The 21,090-nt window shown below is 55.3% G+C and carries 15 protein-coding genes; 9 read left to right on the plus strand and 6 right to left on the minus strand.

Annotated features, from left to right (window positions below):
- Window positions 1-15 precede the first annotated feature (15 nt).
- From J4D28_RS25375 to J4D28_RS25390, 4 genes are all read left to right on the plus strand, one after another.
- The gene (locus J4D28_RS25375) at window positions 16-675 is read left to right on the plus strand and encodes a DUF2931 family protein (RefSeq protein ID WP_101282236.1); all 660 of its coding nucleotides are present in this window, start codon (window positions 16-18) and stop codon (window positions 673-675) included.
- A 207-nt stretch (window positions 676-882) separates the two neighbouring features.
- On the plus strand, window positions 883-1,317 hold the full coding sequence (locus J4D28_RS25380; protein ID WP_103331718.1) for a YeeE/YedE family protein: 435 nt from the start codon (window positions 883-885) through the stop codon (window positions 1,315-1,317).
- A gap of 2 nt (window positions 1,318-1,319) precedes the next feature.
- A complete protein-coding gene (locus J4D28_RS25385; RefSeq protein ID WP_029526518.1) occupies window positions 1,320-1,739 on the plus strand; it encodes a DUF6691 family protein in 420 nt (139 codons plus the stop codon).
- A gap of 64 nt (window positions 1,740-1,803) precedes the next feature.
- Entirely contained in the window at window positions 1,804-2,265 is a 462-nt protein-coding gene (locus tag J4D28_RS25390) for a GNAT family N-acetyltransferase (protein WP_103331719.1), read from the plus strand.
- A gap of 108 nt (window positions 2,266-2,373) precedes the next feature.
- Here J4D28_RS25390 and J4D28_RS25395 read toward each other — a convergent pair whose 3' ends face one another.
- On the minus strand, window positions 2,374-3,060 hold the full coding sequence (locus J4D28_RS25395; RefSeq protein WP_103331720.1) for a hypothetical protein: 687 nt from the start codon (window positions 3,058-3,060) through the stop codon (window positions 2,374-2,376).
- Complete coding sequence (locus J4D28_RS25400) at window positions 3,060-4,037, minus strand: hypothetical protein (protein WP_103331721.1); 978 nt, start codon at window positions 4,035-4,037, stop codon at window positions 3,060-3,062. The genes J4D28_RS25395 and J4D28_RS25400 overlap by 1 nt, the downstream gene beginning before the upstream one ends.
- Before the next feature lie 417 nt (window positions 4,038-4,454).
- On the opposite strand from J4D28_RS25400, the gene J4D28_RS25405 reads away from it, so the two are divergent.
- The 5 genes from J4D28_RS25405 (at window position 4,455) to J4D28_RS25425 (ending at window position 12,526) form a co-directional block, all read left to right on the plus strand.
- Entirely contained in the window at window positions 4,455-4,736 is a 282-nt protein-coding gene (locus J4D28_RS25405) for a fructose-bisphosphate aldolase (protein ID WP_103331722.1), read from the plus strand.
- A gap of 316 nt (window positions 4,737-5,052) precedes the next feature.
- Window positions 5,053-7,038, plus strand: coding sequence for a class I SAM-dependent DNA methyltransferase (locus J4D28_RS25410; RefSeq protein WP_207246469.1), 1,986 nt, complete (start codon window positions 5,053-5,055; stop codon window positions 7,036-7,038).
- Window positions 7,035-8,408, plus strand: coding sequence for a restriction endonuclease subunit S (locus J4D28_RS25415; protein ID WP_103331918.1), 1,374 nt, complete (start codon window positions 7,035-7,037; stop codon window positions 8,406-8,408). The genes J4D28_RS25410 and J4D28_RS25415 overlap by 4 nt, the downstream gene beginning before the upstream one ends.
- On the plus strand, window positions 8,408-11,605 hold the full coding sequence (locus tag J4D28_RS25420) for a type I restriction endonuclease subunit R (RefSeq protein WP_103331919.1): 3,198 nt from the start codon (window positions 8,408-8,410) through the stop codon (window positions 11,603-11,605). Before J4D28_RS25415 ends, J4D28_RS25420 begins: the two co-directional genes overlap by 1 nt.
- 9 nt (window positions 11,606-11,614) lie before the next feature.
- Window positions 11,615-12,526, plus strand: coding sequence for a restriction endonuclease (locus J4D28_RS25425; RefSeq protein WP_103331920.1), 912 nt, complete (start codon window positions 11,615-11,617; stop codon window positions 12,524-12,526).
- Between the two features lie 186 nt (window positions 12,527-12,712).
- Here J4D28_RS25425 and zorD read toward each other — a convergent pair whose 3' ends face one another.
- The 4 genes from zorD to zorA1 are packed head-to-tail and all read right to left on the minus strand — an operon-like array spanning window position 12,713 to window position 20,529.
- A complete protein-coding gene (zorD, locus tag J4D28_RS25430; RefSeq protein WP_103331921.1) occupies window positions 12,713-15,958 on the minus strand; it encodes a type I Zorya anti-phage system protein ZorD in 3,246 nt (1,081 codons plus the stop codon).
- Window positions 15,958-17,583: a type I Zorya anti-phage system protein ZorC gene (zorC, locus tag J4D28_RS25435; RefSeq protein ID WP_103331922.1), complete on the minus strand. Its 1,626-nt coding sequence runs from the start codon at window positions 17,581-17,583 to the stop codon at window positions 15,958-15,960. Before zorC ends, zorD begins: the two co-directional genes overlap by 1 nt.
- Window positions 17,580-18,323 carry a type I Zorya anti-phage system protein ZorB1 gene (gene zorB1, locus J4D28_RS25440; protein ID WP_103331923.1) on the minus strand — a complete coding sequence of 248 codons (744 nt, stop codon included), beginning with the start codon at window positions 18,321-18,323 and terminating at the stop codon, window positions 17,580-17,582. Before zorB1 ends, zorC begins: the two co-directional genes overlap by 4 nt.
- 13 nt (window positions 18,324-18,336) lie before the next feature.
- Complete coding sequence (gene zorA1, locus J4D28_RS25445; protein ID WP_096373844.1) at window positions 18,337-20,529, minus strand: type I Zorya anti-phage system protein ZorA1; 2,193 nt, start codon at window positions 20,527-20,529, stop codon at window positions 18,337-18,339.
- Between the last annotated feature and the right edge of the window lie 561 nt (window positions 20,530-21,090).

Raw genomic sequence — 21,090 nt, forward strand, 5'->3', positions numbered from 1 at the left:
CTGAACACGTTGGTAATGGGAGCATTCATCACCCTGCTGGGCGCACTGCTGTTGACTGGCTGCCAGGTCAGTGACCCGTTATCCGGAAAAAACGACCCCAAAGATCCTTGGTGGCAGCTTGGCTTCAGCGAGCCGTTCTATATGAAAGTTTGGGTTGAAGACAGCGCTGTTGAAGATATCAACGGCAAGCTATTCCTTCGCACTGGCGGCGGCTCCGCTGCGGGTGGTGATATGGGTTACGACAAAGAGTGGGCCAGAGGATGGGGCGGGAAGGGAGTTGGAGGTAGCGGTAAATCAGTGGTTGGCGCTGACCTGCCCAAGCGCATTTTCGTACGCTGGCAATCGGTCGTAGAGCCACAGGCTTATCGGGCATGGGTGGATATTCCAGAAGAGGCCCGGAAAATCATGACTACCTCGACCAACCGACGCTGCCCGGAAACTCCGCATCAGACTGCTCGCTATATGGCATCGCTCTATTTAGGCCTGGCCCCCGGTGGCATCGTACAAGTCTGGGTCAGAGATGAATGCCGCAACACAGTCAAAGTCGCCCGTGCGCAAGCTGAGATTGAACCGCTGGGGCCGCACCTGGGTAAATCAAACGGGCACTACTACCCGCTACCCGAGAACTCCAAGCGGTACATAGAGAAATATGGCATTCCCTATGGCAGTTGGTAGGCTCCCCTTCTGGTAGAGGGACGCCTTGGTAATGAGAGTACTCATCGCCTTACTGGGTACGCTGATGCTCTGCAACATACCGCTGCTCTCGCAGACAACTCTCCAACTGACAGCACCACTCCCCCTCCAGCCACCTCAGACATATCACACCACCCCCCCAAAGACTAAACTCCACTCACCCGTCCCTCACATGAGCCCCATATCCCCATGAACATCGACTGGCTGCACTTCACGCCCTGGAGCGCCCTCGCCGGTGGCGCGCTGATTGGCCTGGCCGCCGGCCTGTTTGTCATGGCCAACGGGCGCATCGCCGGGATCAGTGGCCTGTTGGGCAGCCTGCTGCAACCGGGTAGCGAAGGCTGGAGCGAAAAGGCCCTGTTCCTGTCGGGCCTGCTGCTGGCGCCGTTGTTCTGGGGGCTGTTCCAGGTGTTGCCGACGATCGAGTTCCAAAGCGGCATCGCCGGCCTGATCGGCGCCGGGCTGTTGGTGGGCCTGGGTACGCGCTACGGCGCGGGCTGCACCAGTGGTCATGGGGTCTGCGGCATCTCCCGATGGTCGCCGCGCTCATTGGTCGCCACCCTGAGTTTTATGCTGACCGGCTTTATCACCGTCTGGCTGCTGCGCCACGGGATGGGGCTATGAACATGCGCAAAGTCACGGCCTTTATCGCCGGCCTGTTGTTTGGCCTCGGCCTGCTGCTGTCGGGCATGACCAACCCGACCAAGGTCCTGAACTTTCTGGACCTGGCGGGCCAGTGGGACCCGTCCCTGGCGCTGGTGATGTTCGGCGCCATCGGCGCTGCCTGGTGGCCGTTCCACTGGGCCATCAAACAGCCCAATGCCCTGCTCGGCGCGACCATGCAATTGCCCACCCGCCGCGATATCGACCGCCGCCTGATCGGTGGCAGCCTGCTGTTCGGCATCGGCTGGGGCATCGCCGGCATCTGCCCGGGGCCGGGGCTGACCCTGCTGTTCACGTTCCATTGGCAGGCTTGGGTATTTGTCCTGGCCATGCTGGCGGGCATGCTGCTGTTTCAGTGGCTGGAAGCGCGTCGCACGCACTGAGCCCTTGGCGAACCAGACCCGCCAAGGTTAGTGTCCGGGTCTACCTCTCAAAGGATGCCCCCACATGGACTGTGAAATCCGCCCCGCCCACGAGCAGGACGCCGACGCCATCAGCCGCCTGATCATCGCCGCCCTGCAGACTAGCAACGCCCAGGACTACCCAGCCGCCGTGATCGCCCAGGTGCGACAAAACTTCAGCCCGCACGCCGTGCGCCAGCTGTTAAGCAAACGCCAGGTATGGGTGGCACAGGCCGCCGGCGAAATTGTCGGCACCGCCAGCCTCGACGGCCAGGTGGTGCGCTCGGTCTTCGTCGCCCCGGAAAAACAAGGCCAGGGCGTCGGCCGCCAGCTGATGGCCGAACTCGAACGCCAGGCCCTGGGCGCCGGCATCACCCAGCTGACCGTGCCCTCCTCGATCACCGCCGAAGGCTTCTACGCCAACCTGGGCTTTCGTACCTTGCGCGAGCAATACCATGGCGAAGAACGCACCCTGATCATGCAGCGCGAACTGACACCGCCCCTGTAGCCGCTGACGAGCAACGCGAGGCTGCGCCCGACTGCGCAGCAGTCGCCAAACCTGCAAGCACAGCCTGCCTGACTAAACACCAAGCCAACCTACAAAACCAAAACCGACTCAAGGCAAAGCCTCAAACCGCCCACTCCCCTCATTCCACTGAAACCCCGGCAACTTGCAGTCGCTCAAACTGATCCGCAGGCTCTCCCCCTCCGCCTGCACCTGCAACATATCCACCCCTTGATACAGACAACCCGGCGCCGCCAGCGTCAGGGTCTGCAGCGGTTTGCCGCTGGCCTTGTCCACCACCTCGATCGCCGTTATCCGCTGGTCATTGCCCTGCATCGGCACCTGGAAATACCAGCGTTTGGTAGACGCGCTCTGCAACAGCGAGGTGTTCGGCTGCGGCCACGAGTAGTCCGAGTTCACCAGGGCCACCAGCTTCAAGGCGATGGGCAAGGTCTTGCCGGTGCGATAGCTGGTCCAGCTGCCGCGCACCTGCTCGCTCTGGCGGCTGACCATCAGGTCGTTGAACTGCAGCCGAGCCACCGGCAGGCCCTGCTCGTCCAGCTCGTCCATGGCCAGCACCTTGTTGCTGAAGCTGAAGGTCGGCTTGAGGCGGATCGGCGTGCGATAGCGCTGGTAGGCATAGGTCCCCTGGTACAGCGCGTTCTGGCTGCCCAGCGTCAGCACGATGGCCTGCTTGCCCAAGGTGCCCTGGTACACCCCATGGGCCGCTTGCGCCGGCACTAGCCACGACACCAGCAACAACGCCGCCAACCCGCGAAAAAGATCAACCACTCGCATCAGAAACGCTCCTCGCCAGACTGAATGAATTCCAGCCGGTCAGGGCTGATCACACGGTAATAATCCCAACGCCGGGTGCCCGCACTGAAGTTGATAAAGTCCTGCTTGCTGAACTCCATCTGCCCGCCCGCGGCAAAGCGCAGCGTGCCCTGTGCGGCGAACTGCTCCAACTGCGGATGGCGCAGATACGCCTGGGTCTGTGGGTGGTACAGGTAATACTGGGTCGGCGCGCACAGCACACTGCCGTACGGGCCGTTCAAGCTGTAGCTCTGCACCTGAAAATCGAGGGTGGAGTCGGCATCGAAATGCTCGAAGGTCAGGGTGCGGGTCCCGGTCGGAGCCAGGCACCACTGCCCGCCCACCTCCTGCACCACCTCGCCGGTGGCCCGGCTCAGCACCCGGATGTTGTCCACCCGCCCCGTGTCCTCTCCGGCATTGCGCACGGCATGCACACTGAAATAGAACTGCTTGTCGGCCGCCGGCTGCAACAACTCACCGTCAAAGGCCTCGCGCTGACTCCCGCCAAAACGCATCACCCGCTGCAACTGCAACGGCTGCTGCACGCCTGTGCGCAAATCGACCAAGGCCCCCTGCAACGCCTCGGCCCCCTCGGCAAAGGGCTGCAACGACACAGCCGCCGCCGGCAAGGTCGGGTTATCCATGATATTGATCAACAGCCCCCCGCCCTGACGAAACGGCGTGAGCTCCAAAGGCATCGGCAACCGCTCGGCCCCGCTAAACCAATAGCCGGACATCCCGCCGCCATATTGCGAGTCATAGGTAAGCGCCAGCTCCACCGGCGTATCGCCGAGCGTGCCGCGATAGGTGGTGATGGGATTGGCATTGGCCGTGGGCACACTCAGCGCCATACCCACAAACAGCGCTGGAGCCAACCGGAATAGAAAATGCCTCAGGCGAGACACACCACCCCGCGTCCCTGCCCCTACTCGCCTCCCGCCACCAACGGACTGGGTCATGCCTGCGCTCCTTGCAATGGGTAAAAAGCGCGCAGAATAGCAAAGTTGGTTGGGGATCAGAGGGTGTTGCTGCGGCCCTGTAGCCGCTGCCGAGCCCGCGAGGCTGCGATGGGGCGCGCAGCGGCCCTAAATCGGCAAACCACGATTGTTCAGATGCACCTCAGCGGCTGAATGGCGGATGCTCCCCCTCGGCCAAGACCTGCGGTAACGGAGTCCATGGTGACCATCTCGTTTGCAGCAGGATCAACGACTCAGCCTCGCCCTACCCTCAATCGAGACCTTTCCTACAGCCCCGCCGTTGTCCCTAATCCACCCCACACCTATAGTTTTCACGTCTGCTGATTTCGATCAGCACAGGGGTTCGCAGCCTTATCGAGAGGACATTCAATCAATATATTTATTCGACAAGGTACAGCGATGAACACCCAAACCCCATCCGAACGTTTTATTCCCCTGACCCCAATCGCCAGCGAAACCCCAGTGCTTTTTATTGACAGCCACGCACCTCTATCAGATCTGCATGCCTGCGCTAGCGAGCGTTTGCATACCACTCTCGACTATCTGAATCTGATGGTTTGCACTAACTTGCGTGACTCCAGCGACAAGGACATTGATACCGTGGCTAATACCGCCAGACTGTTGCTGCAGGATGTGCGGGATGTGTTGAGGGTGATTGAGACAAGGGCGTTTAGCGAATGATTTAGACTCCAAGGAAGCCGGCCAAAAGCCGGCTTTTTAATACCTCAAGACTTTTTAAAATAACGCCTTTATTGCAAGACATGCTTCAGCCCATACCCAAACCATCAATGTTCAAATCAGCACTTTGCAGCAGGAATGTCGTTGCTGGCGACACCACTCGTGTACAGCCTGACTTTCCTTGAGTGTTGGGAATGGAGCGTAAAGCGGCCGCTGGCTCCTTTCTACCCATGGTCTGCATTTCTACATTGGCTGTTACAGGTAGGCAGCTCGACGGGTTAGACTTGCCCTTTTTTGTCTATCCCCAAGGAATTACTGCGTGAACATGGAAAATCATTCCCAGACGGCCGCCTTTCTCTGGTCGATTGCCGACCTGCTGCGTGGTGATTTCAAGCAATCCCAGTACGGCCGCATCATCCTGCCATTCACCCTGCTGCGGCGTATGGAGTGCGTGCTGGCACCGACCAGAGATGCCGTGGTTCGCGAGTTCTACGCCCAGGAAGGCCGCCCAGACACCGTACGTGACATGTATATGCAGCGTGCAGCCGGTGGCCTGCAATTCTTCAACTCCTCCACGCTGACCCTCGAGACGCTGTCCGATACTCAAACCTCAGCCGACTTGATGAGTTATGTACAAGCCTTCAGCAAAGACGCATACGAGATCTTCGAACACTTCCACTTCGAGGACTTCGTTCAGCAGTTGGCCAGCGCCAACCTGCTCTATCAGGTAGTGCAACGGTTTGCGGCCACCGACCTGAGTCCCGAGCGCATCAGCAACTTCGGCATGGGCATCATCTTCGAAGAGTTGATCCGTAAATTTGCCGAGAGCTCAAACGAAACAGCGGGGGAACACTTTACCCCGCGGGATATTGTGCACCTCACCACTTCTCTGGTGATCACCGATCAAGACCATAAACTCGCGCCCAACAACATCGTTACCATCTATGACCCAACCGCCGGTACGGGTGGCTTTCTGTCCGAGGGCGATGAGTACATTCAGTCCATCAGCGAGAAGGTCAGCGTTTCTCTGCACGGCCAGGAGTTGAACCCCGAGTCCTATGCAATCTGCAAGGCAGACATGCTGATCAAGGGCCAGAAGGTAGAGAACATCAAACTCGGCAATACCCTGTCCAATGACCAATTGGTCGGCCCCGAGCATCACTTCGACTTCATGCTCAGCAACCCGCCGTTTGGCGTGGAATGGAAGAAGGTACAAAAACAGATTACCGATGAGCACACCCACAAAGGCTTCGATGGCCGTTTTGGCCCGGGTCTGCCACGGGTATCCGATGGCTCGTTGCTGTTCCTCCTGCATCTGGTCAGCAAAATGCGTGACCCGCGCGACGGCGGCTCGCGCATCGGCATCATTCTCAATGGCTCGCCGCTGTTTACCGGTGGCGCGGGTTCGGGGGAGTCGGAGATTCGCCGCTACCTGCTGCAGAACGATCTGGTCGAAGCCATCGTCGCGTTGCCGACCGACATGTTCTACAACACCGGTATCGCCACCTATGTGTGGATACTCAGCAACCACAAGGCTGCTGCGCGCCAGGGCAAAGTGCAACTGATCGACGGCAGCCAGCACTACGCCAAAATGCGTAAGTCGCTGGGCAGCAAGCGTCAGTACATCACCGAAGACCAAATCAGCGAGCTGGTACGCCTGTATGGCAGCTTCGAGCAAACCGCACAGAGCAAGATCTTCCCCATCGACGCCTTTGGCTATCGACGCATTACCGTTGAACGTCCGCTGCGCCTGAACTTCCAAACCAGTGCCGAGCGCATCGCCAAAGTGCTGGAAGAAAAGGCCCTGCAGAAACTCGACAGCGCTACTCAGCAACAACTGTTGGCCGCCCTGCAAGCGATGGACACCAGCCAACTGCACCGCAACCGCGAGCAGTTCAGCAAGCTGCTGAAAAAAGCCCTTACCGCCCACAGCGTCAGCCTCAGCGCACCGGAGCTGAAAGCCCTGCTGAATGCCTTGAGCGAGCGCGACCCCGAGGCGGATATCTGCATGACCAAGGGCCAGTCGGAAGCAGACGCCGGCTTGCGCGACAACGAGAACGTGCCGCTGGGCGAGTCGGTGTACGACTATTTCCAGCGTGAAGTCATCCCCCATGTGCCGGATGCCTGGATCGACGTGAGTAAGACCGATGCGCTGGACGGCGAGGTCGGCATTGTTGGCTTCGAGATTCCGTTTAACCGCCACTTCTACGTGTTCCAGCCACCGCGTCCGCTGGCCGATATTGACCGCGACCTGAAAGCTTGCACTGACCGCATCAAGCAGATGATCGAGGGGCTGTCGGCATGAGCTTCCCTGCGTATCCGGCGTATAAAGATTCGGGGGTCGAGTGGCTAGGGGTTGTTCCTGATCATTGGGCCGTTACATTGTTGAAGCGGGGTTATGAGGTTGTATTAGGCAAGATGCTTCAACCCGAAGCTCGGCGCGACGGTGACGAATTTTTGCCTTACCTAAGAGCAGCAAACATCCAGTTATCAGGCGTTGATACTGTGGATGTGAAGCGTATGTGGTTTGGCGCAGAAGAAAAGAAATCACTGCTGTTACGCCGAGGTGACTTGTTAGTCAGTGAAGGTGGCGATGTTGGTAGGTCAGCCATCTGGGAATTTGATGAGGAGGAGTGCTACTTCCAGAACTCAATCAATCGAATCAGATCAATTGACGGAAATAACACGCGGTTCCTATATTTTTGGATGATAGCCATCAAGAAAAATGGCTATGTCGATATGCTTTGCAATAAATCGACTATTGCGCATTTTACGGCTGAAAAAGTTGCTGCCGTTCCTTTGCCAATACCGACGAAATCTGAACAAGCCCAAATCGCCCGATTCCTCGACCACGAAACCACCCGCATCGACGCGCTGATCGAAGAGCAGCAGCGCCTGATCGAACTGCTCAAGGAAAAGCGCCAGGCTGTCATCTCCCATGCAGTCACAAAAGGTCTCGATCCCACAGCTCCGATGAAAGACTCCGGCGTGGAGTGGCTGGGCGAAGTGCCGACACATTGGGATGTGGCCAGGGTGAAAAATATAGCCAAACTTGAAAGCGGTCATACACCAAGCAAGGAATATCCCGAGTATTGGGAGGGTGGTGATATACCTTGGGTTTCACTCAACGACAGCAAGCAGTTAAAGGTTGTCGATTACATAAATGAAACTCAGTACATGATTACTGCTTTGGGCATGAACAACTCGTCAGCAAGGCTGCTTCCTGCACGTGCTGTAGTGTTTACTCGGGATGCAACAATTGGCTTGGCGGCTATTACTACGCGAAAAATGTGTGTTTCACAGCATCTCATTGCTTGGATATGCATTGAAACTTTAATGCTTCCCGAATATCTGCTGCTTGTTTTCTACGCAATGGAAGAAGAACTTGGTCGATTTACGTTTGGCGCCACCTTAAAAACCATAGGTATGCCGGATGTCAGGAAGCTTACAACAACAGTTCCTCCGTTGACCGAGCAGGCTGAAATTGTCGCAGAAGTGAACTCTAAGCGTGACCTTATTAGTCGCTTGATTAGCGAGGGTGAAAACGGTATCGCTCTGCTCCAAGAACGCCGCTCCGCCCTAATCTCCGCCGCCGTCACCGGCAAAATCGATGTACGCGGCTGGCAGCCTCCAGTCAGCGTGCCATCCCCTGAACTAACACAAGAGGCCGTGTAATGGCGGACAGCAAGGAAGCACAGTTTCAGCAGGACATTATCGATGCCCTAGCCGCCCAAGGCTGGCTAGTTGGCACGGGCAGTGGCTATGACCGCCGCACGGCGTTGTACACCGAAGATGTGCTGGGCTACTTCAAGGATGCCTGGCCAGAACGCTGGGACAAGTTCGCCAAGGCCAACCCGAATGACCCAGACGGCGTGCTGGTGCAAAAACTGGTACGCGAGCTGGAGCAAAGCGGTACCTTGGATGTGTTGCGTCATGGTTTCAAGCTGCCTGCGGTAAAAGTGGAGCTGTGCAGCTTCCAGCCCGACCACGGCATGAACCCAGACACTCTCAAGCGCTACCAGCGCAACCGCCTGCGAGTTGTGCCGGAGATGTCTTACTCGCCACACGCCCGCGAAGCGGGTGGCAGTGGGCAGAGCTACAACCCACGGCTGGACTTGGTGCTGTTCGTCAACGGTATCCCCACCGCCACGCTGGAGCTGAAAAGCGAGTTCAAGCAGTCAGTGGAAAACGCCAAGCGCCAGTACCGTTACGACCGCCCGGTGAAAGATCCGCTAACACGCAAGCCCGAGCCACTGCTGACCTTCAAACGTGGTGCTCTGGTGCACTTTGCCGTGGGCCAGAATGAAGTGGCGATGACCACGAAACTAACGGGTAAGGACACCTTCTTCCTGCCCTTTAACCTCGGTAGCGAGGAAGGTGGCGCGGGTAACCCAATGCCCGCCGATGACAACCAATACGCCACCAGCTACCTGTGGCAGCGTCTCCTGCAGCCAGATGCCTGGCTCAAGGTGCTGGGGCGCTTTCTGCACCTGGACAGAAAAACCAGCGAAGGCTTCGACGGCACGCTGGTAACCAAAGAAACGATGATCTTCCCGCGTTACCACCAGTGGGAAGTGGTCAACAAGCTGATCAACACCACCCGCACTGAAGGGCCGGGCAAGCGCTATTTGATCCAGCACAGCGCTGGCTCGGGCAAGTCCAATTCCATCGCCTGGACGGCCCATCAACTGGCCTCGCTATACGATGATGCCGGCCAGCGCCTGTTCAACTCGGTGATTGTGGTCACCGACCGCACGGTGTTGGATAGCCAACTGCAAAACACCATCTACCAGTTCGAGCACGCCCAGGGTGTGGTCAAACCCATCAGCCGTGACGTCGGCAACCAAAGCAAATCCGAGCAACTGGCCGAGGCGCTGGCCGAGCAAACGCGCATCATCATCGTCACCATCCAGACCTTCCCAGCTCTGTTTGATGCCCTAGACAAATACCCCAAGCTTGCCAGCGGGCGCTATGCGGTGATTGCCGATGAGGCGCACTCCTCGCAGACCGGTTCGTCGGCCAGCAAGCTGAAACAGATTCTCGGCAGCGATGCGCTGGAGGCTGAGGAAGTCAGCGCCGAAGAGCTGCTGGACGCCGCGGTGCAGGCGCGCCAACCGAATGAGCGCATCAGCTACTACGCCTTCACCGCTACGCCCAAGGCCAAGACCCTGGAGCTGTTCGGGCGCCCGGCCGATCCGACTCTACCGGCCAGTTCCAGCAACAAGCCGGAGGCGTTTCATCTGTACTCCATGCGCCAGGCCATTGAGGAGGGTTTTATCCTCGACGTGCTGCGCAACTACACCACCTATAGCACTGCCTGGAAAATCGCCCACCCGGATGGCGAAGACGAAGAGGTGGACAGTAAGAAAGCACGTATCAAGCTGGCGCGCTGGGTGCGTTTGCACCCGTACAACATCAGCCAGAAAGTAGAAGTGATCGTCGAGCACTTCCGCGCCAATATCCGCAAATTGCTCAATGGTCAGGCCAAGGCCATGGTGGTCACCGGTAGCCGCCAGGAAGCAGTGCGTTACCAGTTGGCGGTGAGAGCCTACGTACAGCAGATGGGGTACAACGATGTGCACCCGCTGGTGGCGTTCTCCGGCAGCGTGCTAGCGGATGAGGTGATCCCTGAAGAGGTGACGGAAAGCAGCAACCTGCTTAACCCGGGCCTGAATGGCCGCGACCTGGCCGAAGCCTTCGACACCCAAGACTTCAACGTGATGATCGCGGCTAACAAGTACCAAACCGGTTTCGATCAGCCCAAGCTGTGCGCCATGTACGTAGACAAGAAGCTACAAGGCGTGGACTGCGTGCAGACCCTGTCGCGGCTGAACCGCACTTTCGGTGACAGCAAGGAAACCTTCATCCTCGACTTCTTCAACGAGCCGCAGGATATTCTCGACGCCTTCTTGCCGTACTACACCAAGGCCGAGCTGACCGATGTCACCGACCCGCAGATCATTTATGACCTGCAGAAGAAACTGGATGCCGAGGGGATCTATCACTGGCAAGAGGTCGAGGCATTCGCCATGGCCTTCTTCGACCCCAAAGCGGCCGCCAGCAAACTCAGCTATTACTGCACGCCGGCCAAGGAACGCTTTGCCAAGCGGTACACCTTCTCACTGGAATCGCACCAGCAGGCGCTTGATTACAAACGCACAGCTGAAGCCAATGGCGACAGTGCTGGCTTGAAAAAAGCCGAACATGCGCTGAAAGAAGCCGGCGAGCAGATCGATCAGCTCGACTTGTTCCGCAAAAACCTGCAGAGCTTTGTGCGCCTGTATGAGTTCCTCTCGCAGATCATCCCCTATGAGGATCGCGAACTGGAGCAGCTTTGCGTATACGCCAAACATCTGCACCCGTTGCTGCGCTTGGACCGCCTGCAACAAGACGACGTAGACGTGGGCGAGCTGCAACTGAGCCACTACCGCCTGAGCAAGCGCGCGGAGCATCAACTGCGTCTGAATGAAGAAAAAGGCGAATACACCCTCAAACCCGGCAGTGATGTGGGCAGCGGCAAGCCCCATGACCCGGAGAAGAAGCGCTTGTCGGAAATCATCGAGGCGTTGAACGATATCTTCGGGGCCGAGGTAAGCGATGACGACCAACTGCAGTTCCTCACCGGTATCGCCCAGCGCATTAGCCGCCAGGAAGATGTGATGGCTCAGGTGAACAACCACTCCGTGGATCAAGTGATGCATGGCCTGTTTCCCAAGCGCGTTCTGGATACCGTACTGGATGCCATGACCGACCACGAGAAACTGTCGCTTGAAGTCTTGGATAACGAAACCAAGAGCCGAGCGTTTGCGCTGGTGATCTTGAAGATGCTGAAGTCGGCAGCAGGCCTCGCTGAAAACGATCAACTGGGTTAAGGAGTGACCATGCCAATTCCGGATTTTCAAAGCGTTATGCGGCCGGTGCTGACCACCGTGCAGAACGGTGCACCGTTGCCACTCAGTGAACTGCGCGAGCGCATTGCTGATCAGTTCCAACTGACCGAGGAAGAGCGCAAAGAACACCTGCCTTCAGGGCATCAGACGGTGATCAATAACCGCGTAGGCTGGGCTCGGACTTATCTAAACAAGGCAGGACTACTGACCATTCCCGCCAAAGGCATGGTGCAGATCACCGCACGTGGCCTCGATGCCTTGTCCAATGGGCCAGAGCGCATCACCGTGAGCTGGTTGAAACAATTCCCTGAGTTCGCTGACTTCCATACCGCCAAGCCACAAACGGCAGACATACCCGCTGCGTTGGATATCGCCGCATCGGAAACCACTCCAGACGAACAGCTGGCCGAAGCCCATCAAGCGCTTGTGCAATCACTGGCGGATGAACTGCTTGCTCAAGTGCGAGCAGCAACGCCGAGCTTCTTCGAGCAAGTGGTGGTCGATTTGATGCTAGCCATGGGCTACGGCGGCTCACGTAAGGAAGCCGGCAAAGCCACTCAACTCACTAATGACGGTGGTATCGACGGCATCATCAAGGAAGACAAGCTCGGTCTGGACGTGATCTACCTACAGGCCAAGCGTTGGAGCAACACCGTACATCGCCCTGAGATCGACAAATTCATAGGCGCACTGACCCGCCAGCGGGCACGCAAGGGTGTGTTCATCACCACCTCGGATTTTTCCATGGGTGCAAGGGACGCCGCGCTTGGCCTGGATATCAAGGTAGTACTGATCGATGGTGTCGAGCTGGCTCGGCTGATGGTCGAGCACAACCTAGGGGTGAGCGTTAAGCAGGTGTACGAGGTAAAACAGCTCGACAGCGATTACTTTGCTGAGGAGTAATGAGCTGCCCTCAAAACCGTCCTCCTCCAGAGAACATTATTCGTACATGGCATGATTTCCAAACGCTATCCGGCGAAAATATTCTTATTGAATATTACGTTTCTTCCTACAAAGAAACGGGAAACCTACGGATAGCCCCCATGCCCTCCTCACCCACCATGACCACTAAGGCTAAGGGCTCGACTTTCAACGAGCCCCCAATAATGCTTCAAATTCTGATGCCTGAATCTCCGAAGCCCCACTCAACATGTCCCGAGCCAATGCCCTCCTCTTGCTCAACAACTCATCCAACGTAGCCTCAAACGTTGGCATCGCCTCATCTCGAATAGTCGGGTAGTACACATATACATCCTTCTCCTGCCCAATCCGATAAGCCCGATCCGTCGCTTGATCTTCCTTAGCTGGGTTCCAGCAACGGGTAAAGTGGATCACATGGTTGGCCGCCTGCACGTTCACCCCAAAACCGACAGCAATGGTCGACAGGATGATCACCCCAAACCCTGGAAGCTCCTGGAATTGGTCAATGAGCTTCTGTCGACTGTTGGCACTCTGGCTGCTGGTGCTGGTCTCGCCATTAATCACGGTGGCGCGGAAACCAAAGTGCTCCTGAATCGCGTACTGTAATTCCCGCTGAATATCCCGCAACTCAGTGAAGACAATCACTTTATCCCCCTTGCCGGCTCTTTTGATGGACTCGAGGGTTTGCATCAACCATTGAAGCTTCGGTGAGTTATCGCGCAGCCTTTTATCAGGCTGGACGCTGTAAGGATGGGCGCAAATGAGCTTGAGCTTGTGCAGCAAGCCAAGCATATGGGAGGCCTTTTGATCGAGCTGCTCGTTGATCTGTTGCTTCTGGCTGTAGGCGGATACCTCAGACAGGTACAGATTCCTCTGTAAGGTATGCATGAACAGTGCACGGCAGGCCGAGTCTTCAATTTTTGCAGGTAGGTCCTTGGCAATATCCTGTTTGGTACGACGTAGTGTCTGTGGCTCGATAAGCCCGCGAAGCCGCTCCAAGGCAACAGTATCGCGCTCCAAGCCAGCTTCGATTGGGCGCTGATACTCGCGACCAAACTGGTTCAAGCCACCCAGAAAGCCCGGCTGGATGAAGTCGAAAAGGCACCATAGATCGATAAGCGTGTTCTCGACAGGTGTCCCGGTGCAGGCCACTCGAAATCTCGCAGGAATAGCTTTGACTGCCTGTGTCACCAATGCAGCCGGATTCTTTAGCTTTTGCGCTTCGTCACAGACAACGATCGACCACTGCTGGCGTGCCAGAGAAAACTCTTGGTCGCGAAGCGTTTCGTAAGTTGTCAGGACAATTTTGGCATCGCCCATCCACCCTGGACGAAGAAGATTTTTGATGCCTTTGCCTTTCAAATCGGCAGGAATTTCCTCCTTTTTGAACTTCACAGCACTCAAGGCTGAACCATACAACTTCAGTACTGGTAGAGCGTCAGCAAAGAAGAATCTTCGAAGCTCACGCTCCCAGTTATCCAGTAACGAGACCGGGGCGACGATTAGCGTTGGCTTATCTTCGGGATACTTTTCGAGATACCAGACCAGAAAGGTAAGTAGCTGGATTGTTTTTCCAAGTCCCATATCATCGGCAAGCAAGCAACCCGATACATCCGTGGGGGACAGACGGAAAAGATGCTGCAACCAAGCGACACCTTGCAATTGATGGTCCCGCAGCACGACTTCAGGCTTTAGGAGATTAGGCAGCTCTGGCGTTGCGTCCAAAGCGCTTCGCAAGGCCGCCTGACGAACCTGTACGTAGGTGGGTTCGTCGATATTGTGACCAATCTGCAGAACAGCACGACCGACCTTATCGACAGGCTTAACCAACGCAGTCTCGACAGGAGCAATCTTTTTTGACCATGCATCAAAGAGCTGCTCCGCTACAGCAATAGGAAGAGGTGTCTCAGACTCAGGTAAATAAACCAATTCGTCACCCGCGGCACGAGCCTCGTCCAGTCGCTGCTCAAAAACCTCGAATTGAGCACGGTCGGAGGGATCCCACCGCCCCAAAATCTCCGCATCAATGCCAAGCATTGCAACATCCGGTGGCAACCAGTTTTCAGTTGCCTCTTTGACCAGGAATGGTGATGTGATGCGCTCGGCTTCACCGATACCCGTTACTCGGTCGCCATAGAGTGAAAGGTCCAGTACTGAGTCAAACTCAATACCAGCTGCTTCATTTTGCCAACGCTTAAGCAGCTCTCCAATTCCCGCGAGCTGGCGTAAATCAAAATCGCTGAGTTCAAGCTCGTATCCTTGCCAGAAGCCCGCTGGCATACCGGCGGCCAGTTTCACATGCAATTCATGTACGAAAGGCGCAAGCTCATGCGCCGCATTGAACGTGATTTCGATGGAGGCTTGCGGTACTGGCGAAATTGGTTCGAGAGTCAGGTTTACCCTCTCAATTCGATGACCAGCATCATCCAACTTCGGCTCCAGGTTAAAACGATGAAAGAAGATCCCAGCCTCAATCAGATCCTCTTCATAAGTGTCTGCGTCCAACACCTGTGCAGCACTATCCCCTAGCGCGCTGTAGGGATTACGAACAAATGAAAGCGCATCGTCACCAGCAACTCGTCGACCGGGCAACGAGCGAACGTAATCCAGTACTGATTTAACCTCAGGCTCTATCAGAACGTGGGTCAACGACCCGTCATCATCCGTAACTCGATATCGATCCTGAACCTGCTTGGCGCCATCGAAACTCTCGAGCCAGTTTGCCGGTTGACCTTCGAAGCTGGGCTCCAGCTCAATCACCGGCGTATTACCCACCGTCGATTTTCGTGGATTGAGCCGCAGGCTTTCAGGTTTGATGACGACCGTTTTATCCAAGAAGCCGTCCATACCCGCACTCGCGTTGCGTGCCAACTTTCTGATGCTGGCCCAACCGATCTGGTTAGTCACTTCACCTGGCTCACTTTGTTGAGCCAAATAAAGTTGTCGTACAGCACCAGTCAACCTCCAAGATGACTCAGGCAAAACCTCAATTGTTCCGTTGTATTGGATAGTGCCGCCAATACGCTGTATCTGAATGCTGGCGTTTGACTGAGGGTCGCGCCAACCACTGATAGTGACCTTAAAGTCGTTAGAGGCAAGGCTGCCTTGGCTGCTCAGTTGAGGAACGAGCTTCGTCTGCGCAGGCAGGCCCAACAACGGCACACTCGTCGCATGGTCCGGATCATCAATAAGCCGATAAAGCTCATCCCAGGTCAGCAACCAGCGATCACTGAGCTGGGAGACAAACTCCTCCTCTTCCAGCTGGTCCAGATAGCTTGCCAATGGCCAGGACTCAGCATCCTCAGCCAAACTCAAGGGGTAGCAAAGACCCTGCTCCTCAATGGAAAAAACTGGTGCAGTAGTTACCAATGCGTCCTGTTGCAGGCCTATGCCTTTAAGGAAACGCTTGAGCATTATTGCCTCCAGAACCTGAGGGGCTGGTGATTGACGGGCTTAAAGCCTAATCGTAGAAGTGCTGCGATTGCCGTCTGGTCTGCAACACTCAGCTGAACTTGAAAGGCGCCACCTCGTGCACGTTGGTCGTAGACTTTGTATTGGACCGACTTCAGGGCATCACGAACCTGATCCTCAAGCGCCACAGGTTTGGGGGAACCAGATGAACTGATCTGACTTTGCACGCGAATCCCCCATTTCCCTAACGAGTCATCGAACTTGCTGAGCCAACCTTCTATGCGATTTGGACGACTTGGTGCAGGTGAATGCCGCATACGATCCAGCGCACGATAAGGCTGTTTTAGATCGGTCAAATCGAGTTGTGTCTTGTCTGGATTGAACGGCGACTTATCTGCTTGGTACACGTAGCAGGCATTGCCCGTTCCGGAAAACTCGACAAAGAAATAGTTCCCGATCTGCATGACAACAGCATTGTTGTGACCTGGAGCCCCTATCAGCCGGCTAAGCCGCCCTTTATTTTTCTCACGGAAATGAACAAAGTCTCGTCCGCCAGCGTTCCAAGCATCCGCCCCCATAACGATTCGGGTATAGCTCATCTGATTGGCGAACCGCAGCCAATAATGCAGACGCGACTGATCGACTTCTGCCTCCCCCTTCAGCAAATTGAAAAAGTGCTCAAGGTCTTCCTTAGCGAACCACGCAACCACCATTGCGCAGACATTTTCGTCAACGTACTGCAGCCAGCTGTTTTGCTTGGAGCGAATCTGCGGACTTCCCCAGTTATCGAGGGCGACCTGTTTCAAGAGTGACGACGGTTTTTCCCGATAATCAGCCAAGTGATAGCGGGAAAGACAGGCACTGAGAACATCGTTCATGTAACGCGGGTGCTGGCGGCCTATATCCACCAGATCCGGTAGACGCTGGGCAAACTCGGTATCGTCCAACATGAAAATGCGGGAGATGAGGACATTAAAGATTCGACGCCACAGCCAACTGCTATCTGGGATCTGCGCAATCGTCTGCAGTGCAGAAAGATCGCTAATCTCACCATTAAACATCTGGTCACCCAATCGTGCACCCGCCTGCTCAGAAAAGAGTTCCTGATGCTGTTGGACGATCTGAATCCATTCTTTCTCGCGCCTTTGCTGAGCACTAACACAATCAAAACCAAGCTGGATATCCGCCCTTAACAGACACCAATTAGCATTCTGATCAGGAGTGGAAGCCTCATACCCAAAGTAGCTGAAGCACAGCGCCAACCAGTCTCGACGACTTAGTTTTCTCTTTTCGATACGGTCATGAACCTCTTTATGAACACGAACAAAAAGCTGTTCATCTTCCAAGATCGGCCCCACACGCTCGGTCTTATCTGAAAGACCGGCGAAAACCAACCGCCACTCTGAAGCACTGAGTGGGAGAACATTTCGGAATTTGTTTATTGCCTCACGGCGTTTTTCCTGGGGCGGAGGTAGGGCCTTTTCAGCACGCTCGAATCTCTCGTAAAGATCAACTCTCGCAGCTCCCAGGCGGGGGAACCGCGCCAGTGGCTCAGACGCGTGTCCTGTGCGATATACAGACAGCCCCAAATCGATAGCGGCGGAAAGCCTTACAATTGGGCTAGTCATCGGTTCATCGCCAACTGACATTTTTCCATATCGGTGTTATTGAACACTGGCACCTCAGGTTTGAGGTTTTCTTCCTTTTCCTTGAGGCCAAAGAACTGCATGCGCAGTTCTACTCGTCGACTTTCTTCCTTGGTGTCCTTTGCATTGTTGAACGAGACACCACCCGCAAGGAATATCGACCGAATTTGTTGTTGGTGCTCAGGCGACAATCCAACTTGAAGTGGGCTGCGACTATCCAACAAGCTGCACATCACCCACTCTGAACGCTGCAAAGAAAGATGCAGGTTATATAGGTAAGAACCATCGGTATCAGTCGATCCCTCAATCACAACCTGCTTAAACCACTTCCGCCCTTCGTCACTGTTTGCCGCATCCAAAATCATAGGAACAACATCCTGTAGCGCTGTTTGCCCCTCGCTGCTCAGCGCATATTGGTTATGCCCAAAGCGGCCGGCATCGCCGAAGCTGATTCTGTTGTCTTTGCAATCCACAACGATTGTTCTATTAGCAGCTTTAGCCTTGAGACTGAGATGTTCGCAGATCTGGCTAATGTCTTGACTACGTTGTTTCTCACCCTGCTCTGCCTGGTTAATACGCTGAGTTACGGAGCTCAAGGCTGCAACCATTACCACCAAAAAAAGAATCATCATCGCCGTCATCAAATCAGCGAAGGAGATCCAGAAAGGCTTTTCTCCTTCGTCTCTTGGACGGGTTGCCGAAGGCATTTGCTTACCAAACATCGACTAGCCTCCGTTACTGCCTGATGCGTTCCATGATGTCGCCGAAATCTTCGAGACTTTCCTTGACCCCCTCTACCCCGCCGGCCAAGCTTTTGACCGCTTTATCAAGCTCGGCATCCAGACTACCGAGTGTTTGTCTCAAGGCCCGATCCATGCCTTCACCAAACTCTTTGAAGCCGTTACCCAGCACACCACTGATATTTTCCAGGTACTCATACACTTCACGATTAAGCGCCTGCATCCGCTCACTTTGAACCTTCAGGTCCTGAAGGTATTGGCTACGGCCGCTAGCTTCCCCTTGTGCGCTTGCAACAACGCCTTCGATCACTGCCAAGGTTTTCGCCAGTGCTTCACGATTGTTCCGGTAGTCTGCAACTACAGTGTTTAACTCACGGGATGCTTGAGCGAGTTCAGTTCCTGCACCCTGGACTGTCCCCATCAAACCCGCGGTCGACTCACTGGCGCGAGCAACGCTCTGTCCAGCCGTTTCGAACCGCTCTGCCGCCATCCGCATCTTGTCAGCACCTTGCTGCATGCTCTGTAAGTGCTGTTCTGTTTGAGCACTCAATGCTTTAACGGTGTCCTGCGCAGATTTTTGTTGCTCTGTAACTGTTTGCAGCAATGCCTTTACTTGTTCATCTAATCCACCCACCAAATCGCGGGTACCTTGATGCAGATCAGCCTGTGCAGCACGGGTCGACTGATCCATCTGCTGCTGACCATGTTCCAGTTGCTTGAACACCGCCGAAAGTTGCTCACCCAGCACCTCAACAGAGCCGGCAATTTTCGCCATGGTTTCCTGTTGCCCTTGGCCAATGTTCTGCTTGATCGACTCAACAAAGGCCTGAAGGTTCTCAGCCATCGCCTGTTGGCGAGCCTCACTTTCAGCGAACAGTTTTTCTAACTGTTGTGCCATCCGAGCCCCTGCGTCCTCGCCTTCATTACCGATACGGGCAATCGAAGTCTGGAGATTGACAAGCATCTCGTTCATCCCGGCCTGCATGGCGCTTTGTCCGGTCTGCATATCAGAGAGCAACTTTGCAATCATGGTTGAGCTGTTTTGGGTAGAGGACTCGCTCGCCGAACGCATATCTTGAATAAGCGTGGAAAAGCCTTGCTGCATCGATTGCATTGCAGCGACAGACTGCCCCATCAATTCGTGCAGCCCATTGAATTGCTGACCGAATGTACCTTCCAACTTATTCATGAAGGCAACCAGAACATCCTGAAGAAGATTCTGCACTTGCCCTGACTGTTCGCCACTAGCGGCCTGAACCGCGCCCGCGATGGCTTCAAGGGGGGATTTGAGACTGTTTTCAATTGCACCGCTCACCTGATCGGCCAGCAGCTGACCAGAGTCACGGTAAGTGGCCGATAAGGTATCGGCTAATTTGAGGCTTTCCCGAACTTGGGTATCAACCAGGTTCTGCAGCATCTCACGCAAGTCAGTGACCAGACTGTCCTTAAGCTGACGCGTCTGCACCGAGCTTTCTGCACTCGAACGTACAAGCTCTGCCAGGTACTCCTCGCCAACGCCACTGTCGAACAGGCCATCGATGGTTTCGTTGAATGTCTCAAGGTGCTTGTAACAACGGCCGAGGCGCCACTTCTCAGTGATCGTCACAGCGATAGAAGCCATAATCGAAATGAAAGAGCCTATGAAAGCAAACAATACATCCTTTAAAAGCTTGTCGACGCTACTGTTGACCAGCTCAGGTGTACTGGGGTCAAAATGCTGCAGCCCTAGCATCAGACCAAAAAAAGTCCCGACAATACCGATGCCCGTCAAAATGCCCGGCAGATGTTTATAAAACTCTGTTCCGAGTGGGGTATCAATGACGCTTTGAGGTGAAAAAAAGTGTGCTGCGCCGGCGGTAGCACGTGAGCGGACGAGTACTTGCTCACCTTCCGAAAGCTCAAACTGGTCATGCAATGTTTCGGCGTACTCCCGCCAGGAGTGCTCAAGATTGGTACCCTTGAACAGGCTCTCCAATTCAGTCCGACGCTGAGGAGCCGCTAGAGACCGCGCTTTCAGCAAATGTGCGGTCAGTTTCTTTAACCTGCTGCTCAGGCGAAATGACCGGTAGAAATATCGAACTAGGTACCAAGTACATAAAACGGTGACAAACCCAACGACCATCGTTGGAGCGATGAGCTGTTCAAAGCGCGCAGCGCTCCACAAATGCACCAGTGTCGAAAAATCCATGTTTCCAGCCTTCGATTAGCAATATCTTGACGTTCAGGATGCCCAGCTCAACCCACTGGAGCATCCATCACCATATCTATTGGCAATCGATGACAGCACTTTGCTTGGCAATTCGAAGGAACGGTGGGAGAACGACAAAACGTTCTATCCCATGGGGAACCTTCCTTGGACAACTGCTAGAAAATCATGTCCTTGTGCCAGCACCTTAGCCTGAGCCATAACCGCCGTAAAGCTGGACACGATCAAAGGATCTTGGGCGAAGAGAAGCTACAAAGCTCTGTGATGGCGCTCTGAAAGGTGATGCAGCAAAAGGCAGGAGTACCACTCCGCACCTTTAGTACTTGCGCCAATACTGTTTGCATGTGGAATGCAGAGTATGGAAACGATAAATAGACCACCGTGAACCTGTAGAGGTGTTCGGACGGTGCTCCATCAGCAATGGTGACCTTATCCCCTTCGCCGGCAAGCGCCTCAGAGAGAAGCGCTCAATGCCGTATTCAATCTTTAGAAGGGACTCGTCACAGCAAATCAGTCTCAAGCGCCCCCAACCCCACCAACTTA

The sequence above is a fragment of the Pseudomonas sp. GW531-T4 genome, assembly GCF_017349615.1.
In the GTDB taxonomy this organism is placed as follows: domain Bacteria; phylum Pseudomonadota; class Gammaproteobacteria; order Pseudomonadales; family Pseudomonadaceae; genus Aquipseudomonas; species Aquipseudomonas chlororaphis_I.

What these genes read in the sequence shown, in the direction of transcription:
- J4D28_RS25425 (WP_103331920.1), top strand. Translation starts at nt 11,615, where the DNA reads ATGCCAATTCCGGATTTTCAAAGCGTTATGCGGCCGGTGCTGACCACC.
- J4D28_RS25415 (WP_103331918.1), top strand. Translation starts at nt 7,035, where the DNA reads ATGAGCTTCCCTGCGTATCCGGCGTATAAAGATTCGGGGGTCGAGTGG.
- J4D28_RS25380 (WP_103331718.1), top strand. Translation starts at nt 883, where the DNA reads ATGAACATCGACTGGCTGCACTTCACGCCCTGGAGCGCCCTCGCCGGT.
- zorB1 (WP_103331923.1), bottom strand. Translation starts at nt 18,323, where the DNA reads ATGTTTGGTAAGCAAATGCCTTCGGCAACCCGTCCAAGAGACGAAGGA.
- zorD (WP_103331921.1), bottom strand. Translation starts at nt 15,958, where the DNA reads ATGCTCAAGCGTTTCCTTAAAGGCATAGGCCTGCAACAGGACGCATTG.
- J4D28_RS25385 (WP_029526518.1), top strand. Translation starts at nt 1,320, where the DNA reads ATGCGCAAAGTCACGGCCTTTATCGCCGGCCTGTTGTTTGGCCTCGGC.
- J4D28_RS25405 (WP_103331722.1), top strand. Translation starts at nt 4,455, where the DNA reads ATGAACACCCAAACCCCATCCGAACGTTTTATTCCCCTGACCCCAATC.
- J4D28_RS25400 (WP_103331721.1), bottom strand. Translation starts at nt 4,037, where the DNA reads ATGACCCAGTCCGTTGGTGGCGGGAGGCGAGTAGGGGCAGGGACGCGG.
- J4D28_RS25395 (WP_103331720.1), bottom strand. Translation starts at nt 3,060, where the DNA reads ATGCGAGTGGTTGATCTTTTTCGCGGGTTGGCGGCGTTGTTGCTGGTG.
- J4D28_RS25420 (WP_103331919.1), top strand. Translation starts at nt 8,408, where the DNA reads ATGGCGGACAGCAAGGAAGCACAGTTTCAGCAGGACATTATCGATGCC.
- J4D28_RS25390 (WP_103331719.1), top strand. Translation starts at nt 1,804, where the DNA reads ATGGACTGTGAAATCCGCCCCGCCCACGAGCAGGACGCCGACGCCATC.
- zorC (WP_103331922.1), bottom strand. Translation starts at nt 17,583, where the DNA reads ATGACTAGCCCAATTGTAAGGCTTTCCGCCGCTATCGATTTGGGGCTG.
- J4D28_RS25375 (WP_101282236.1), top strand. Translation starts at nt 16, where the DNA reads ATGGGAGCATTCATCACCCTGCTGGGCGCACTGCTGTTGACTGGCTGC.
- zorA1 (WP_096373844.1), bottom strand. Translation starts at nt 20,529, where the DNA reads ATGGATTTTTCGACACTGGTGCATTTGTGGAGCGCTGCGCGCTTTGAA.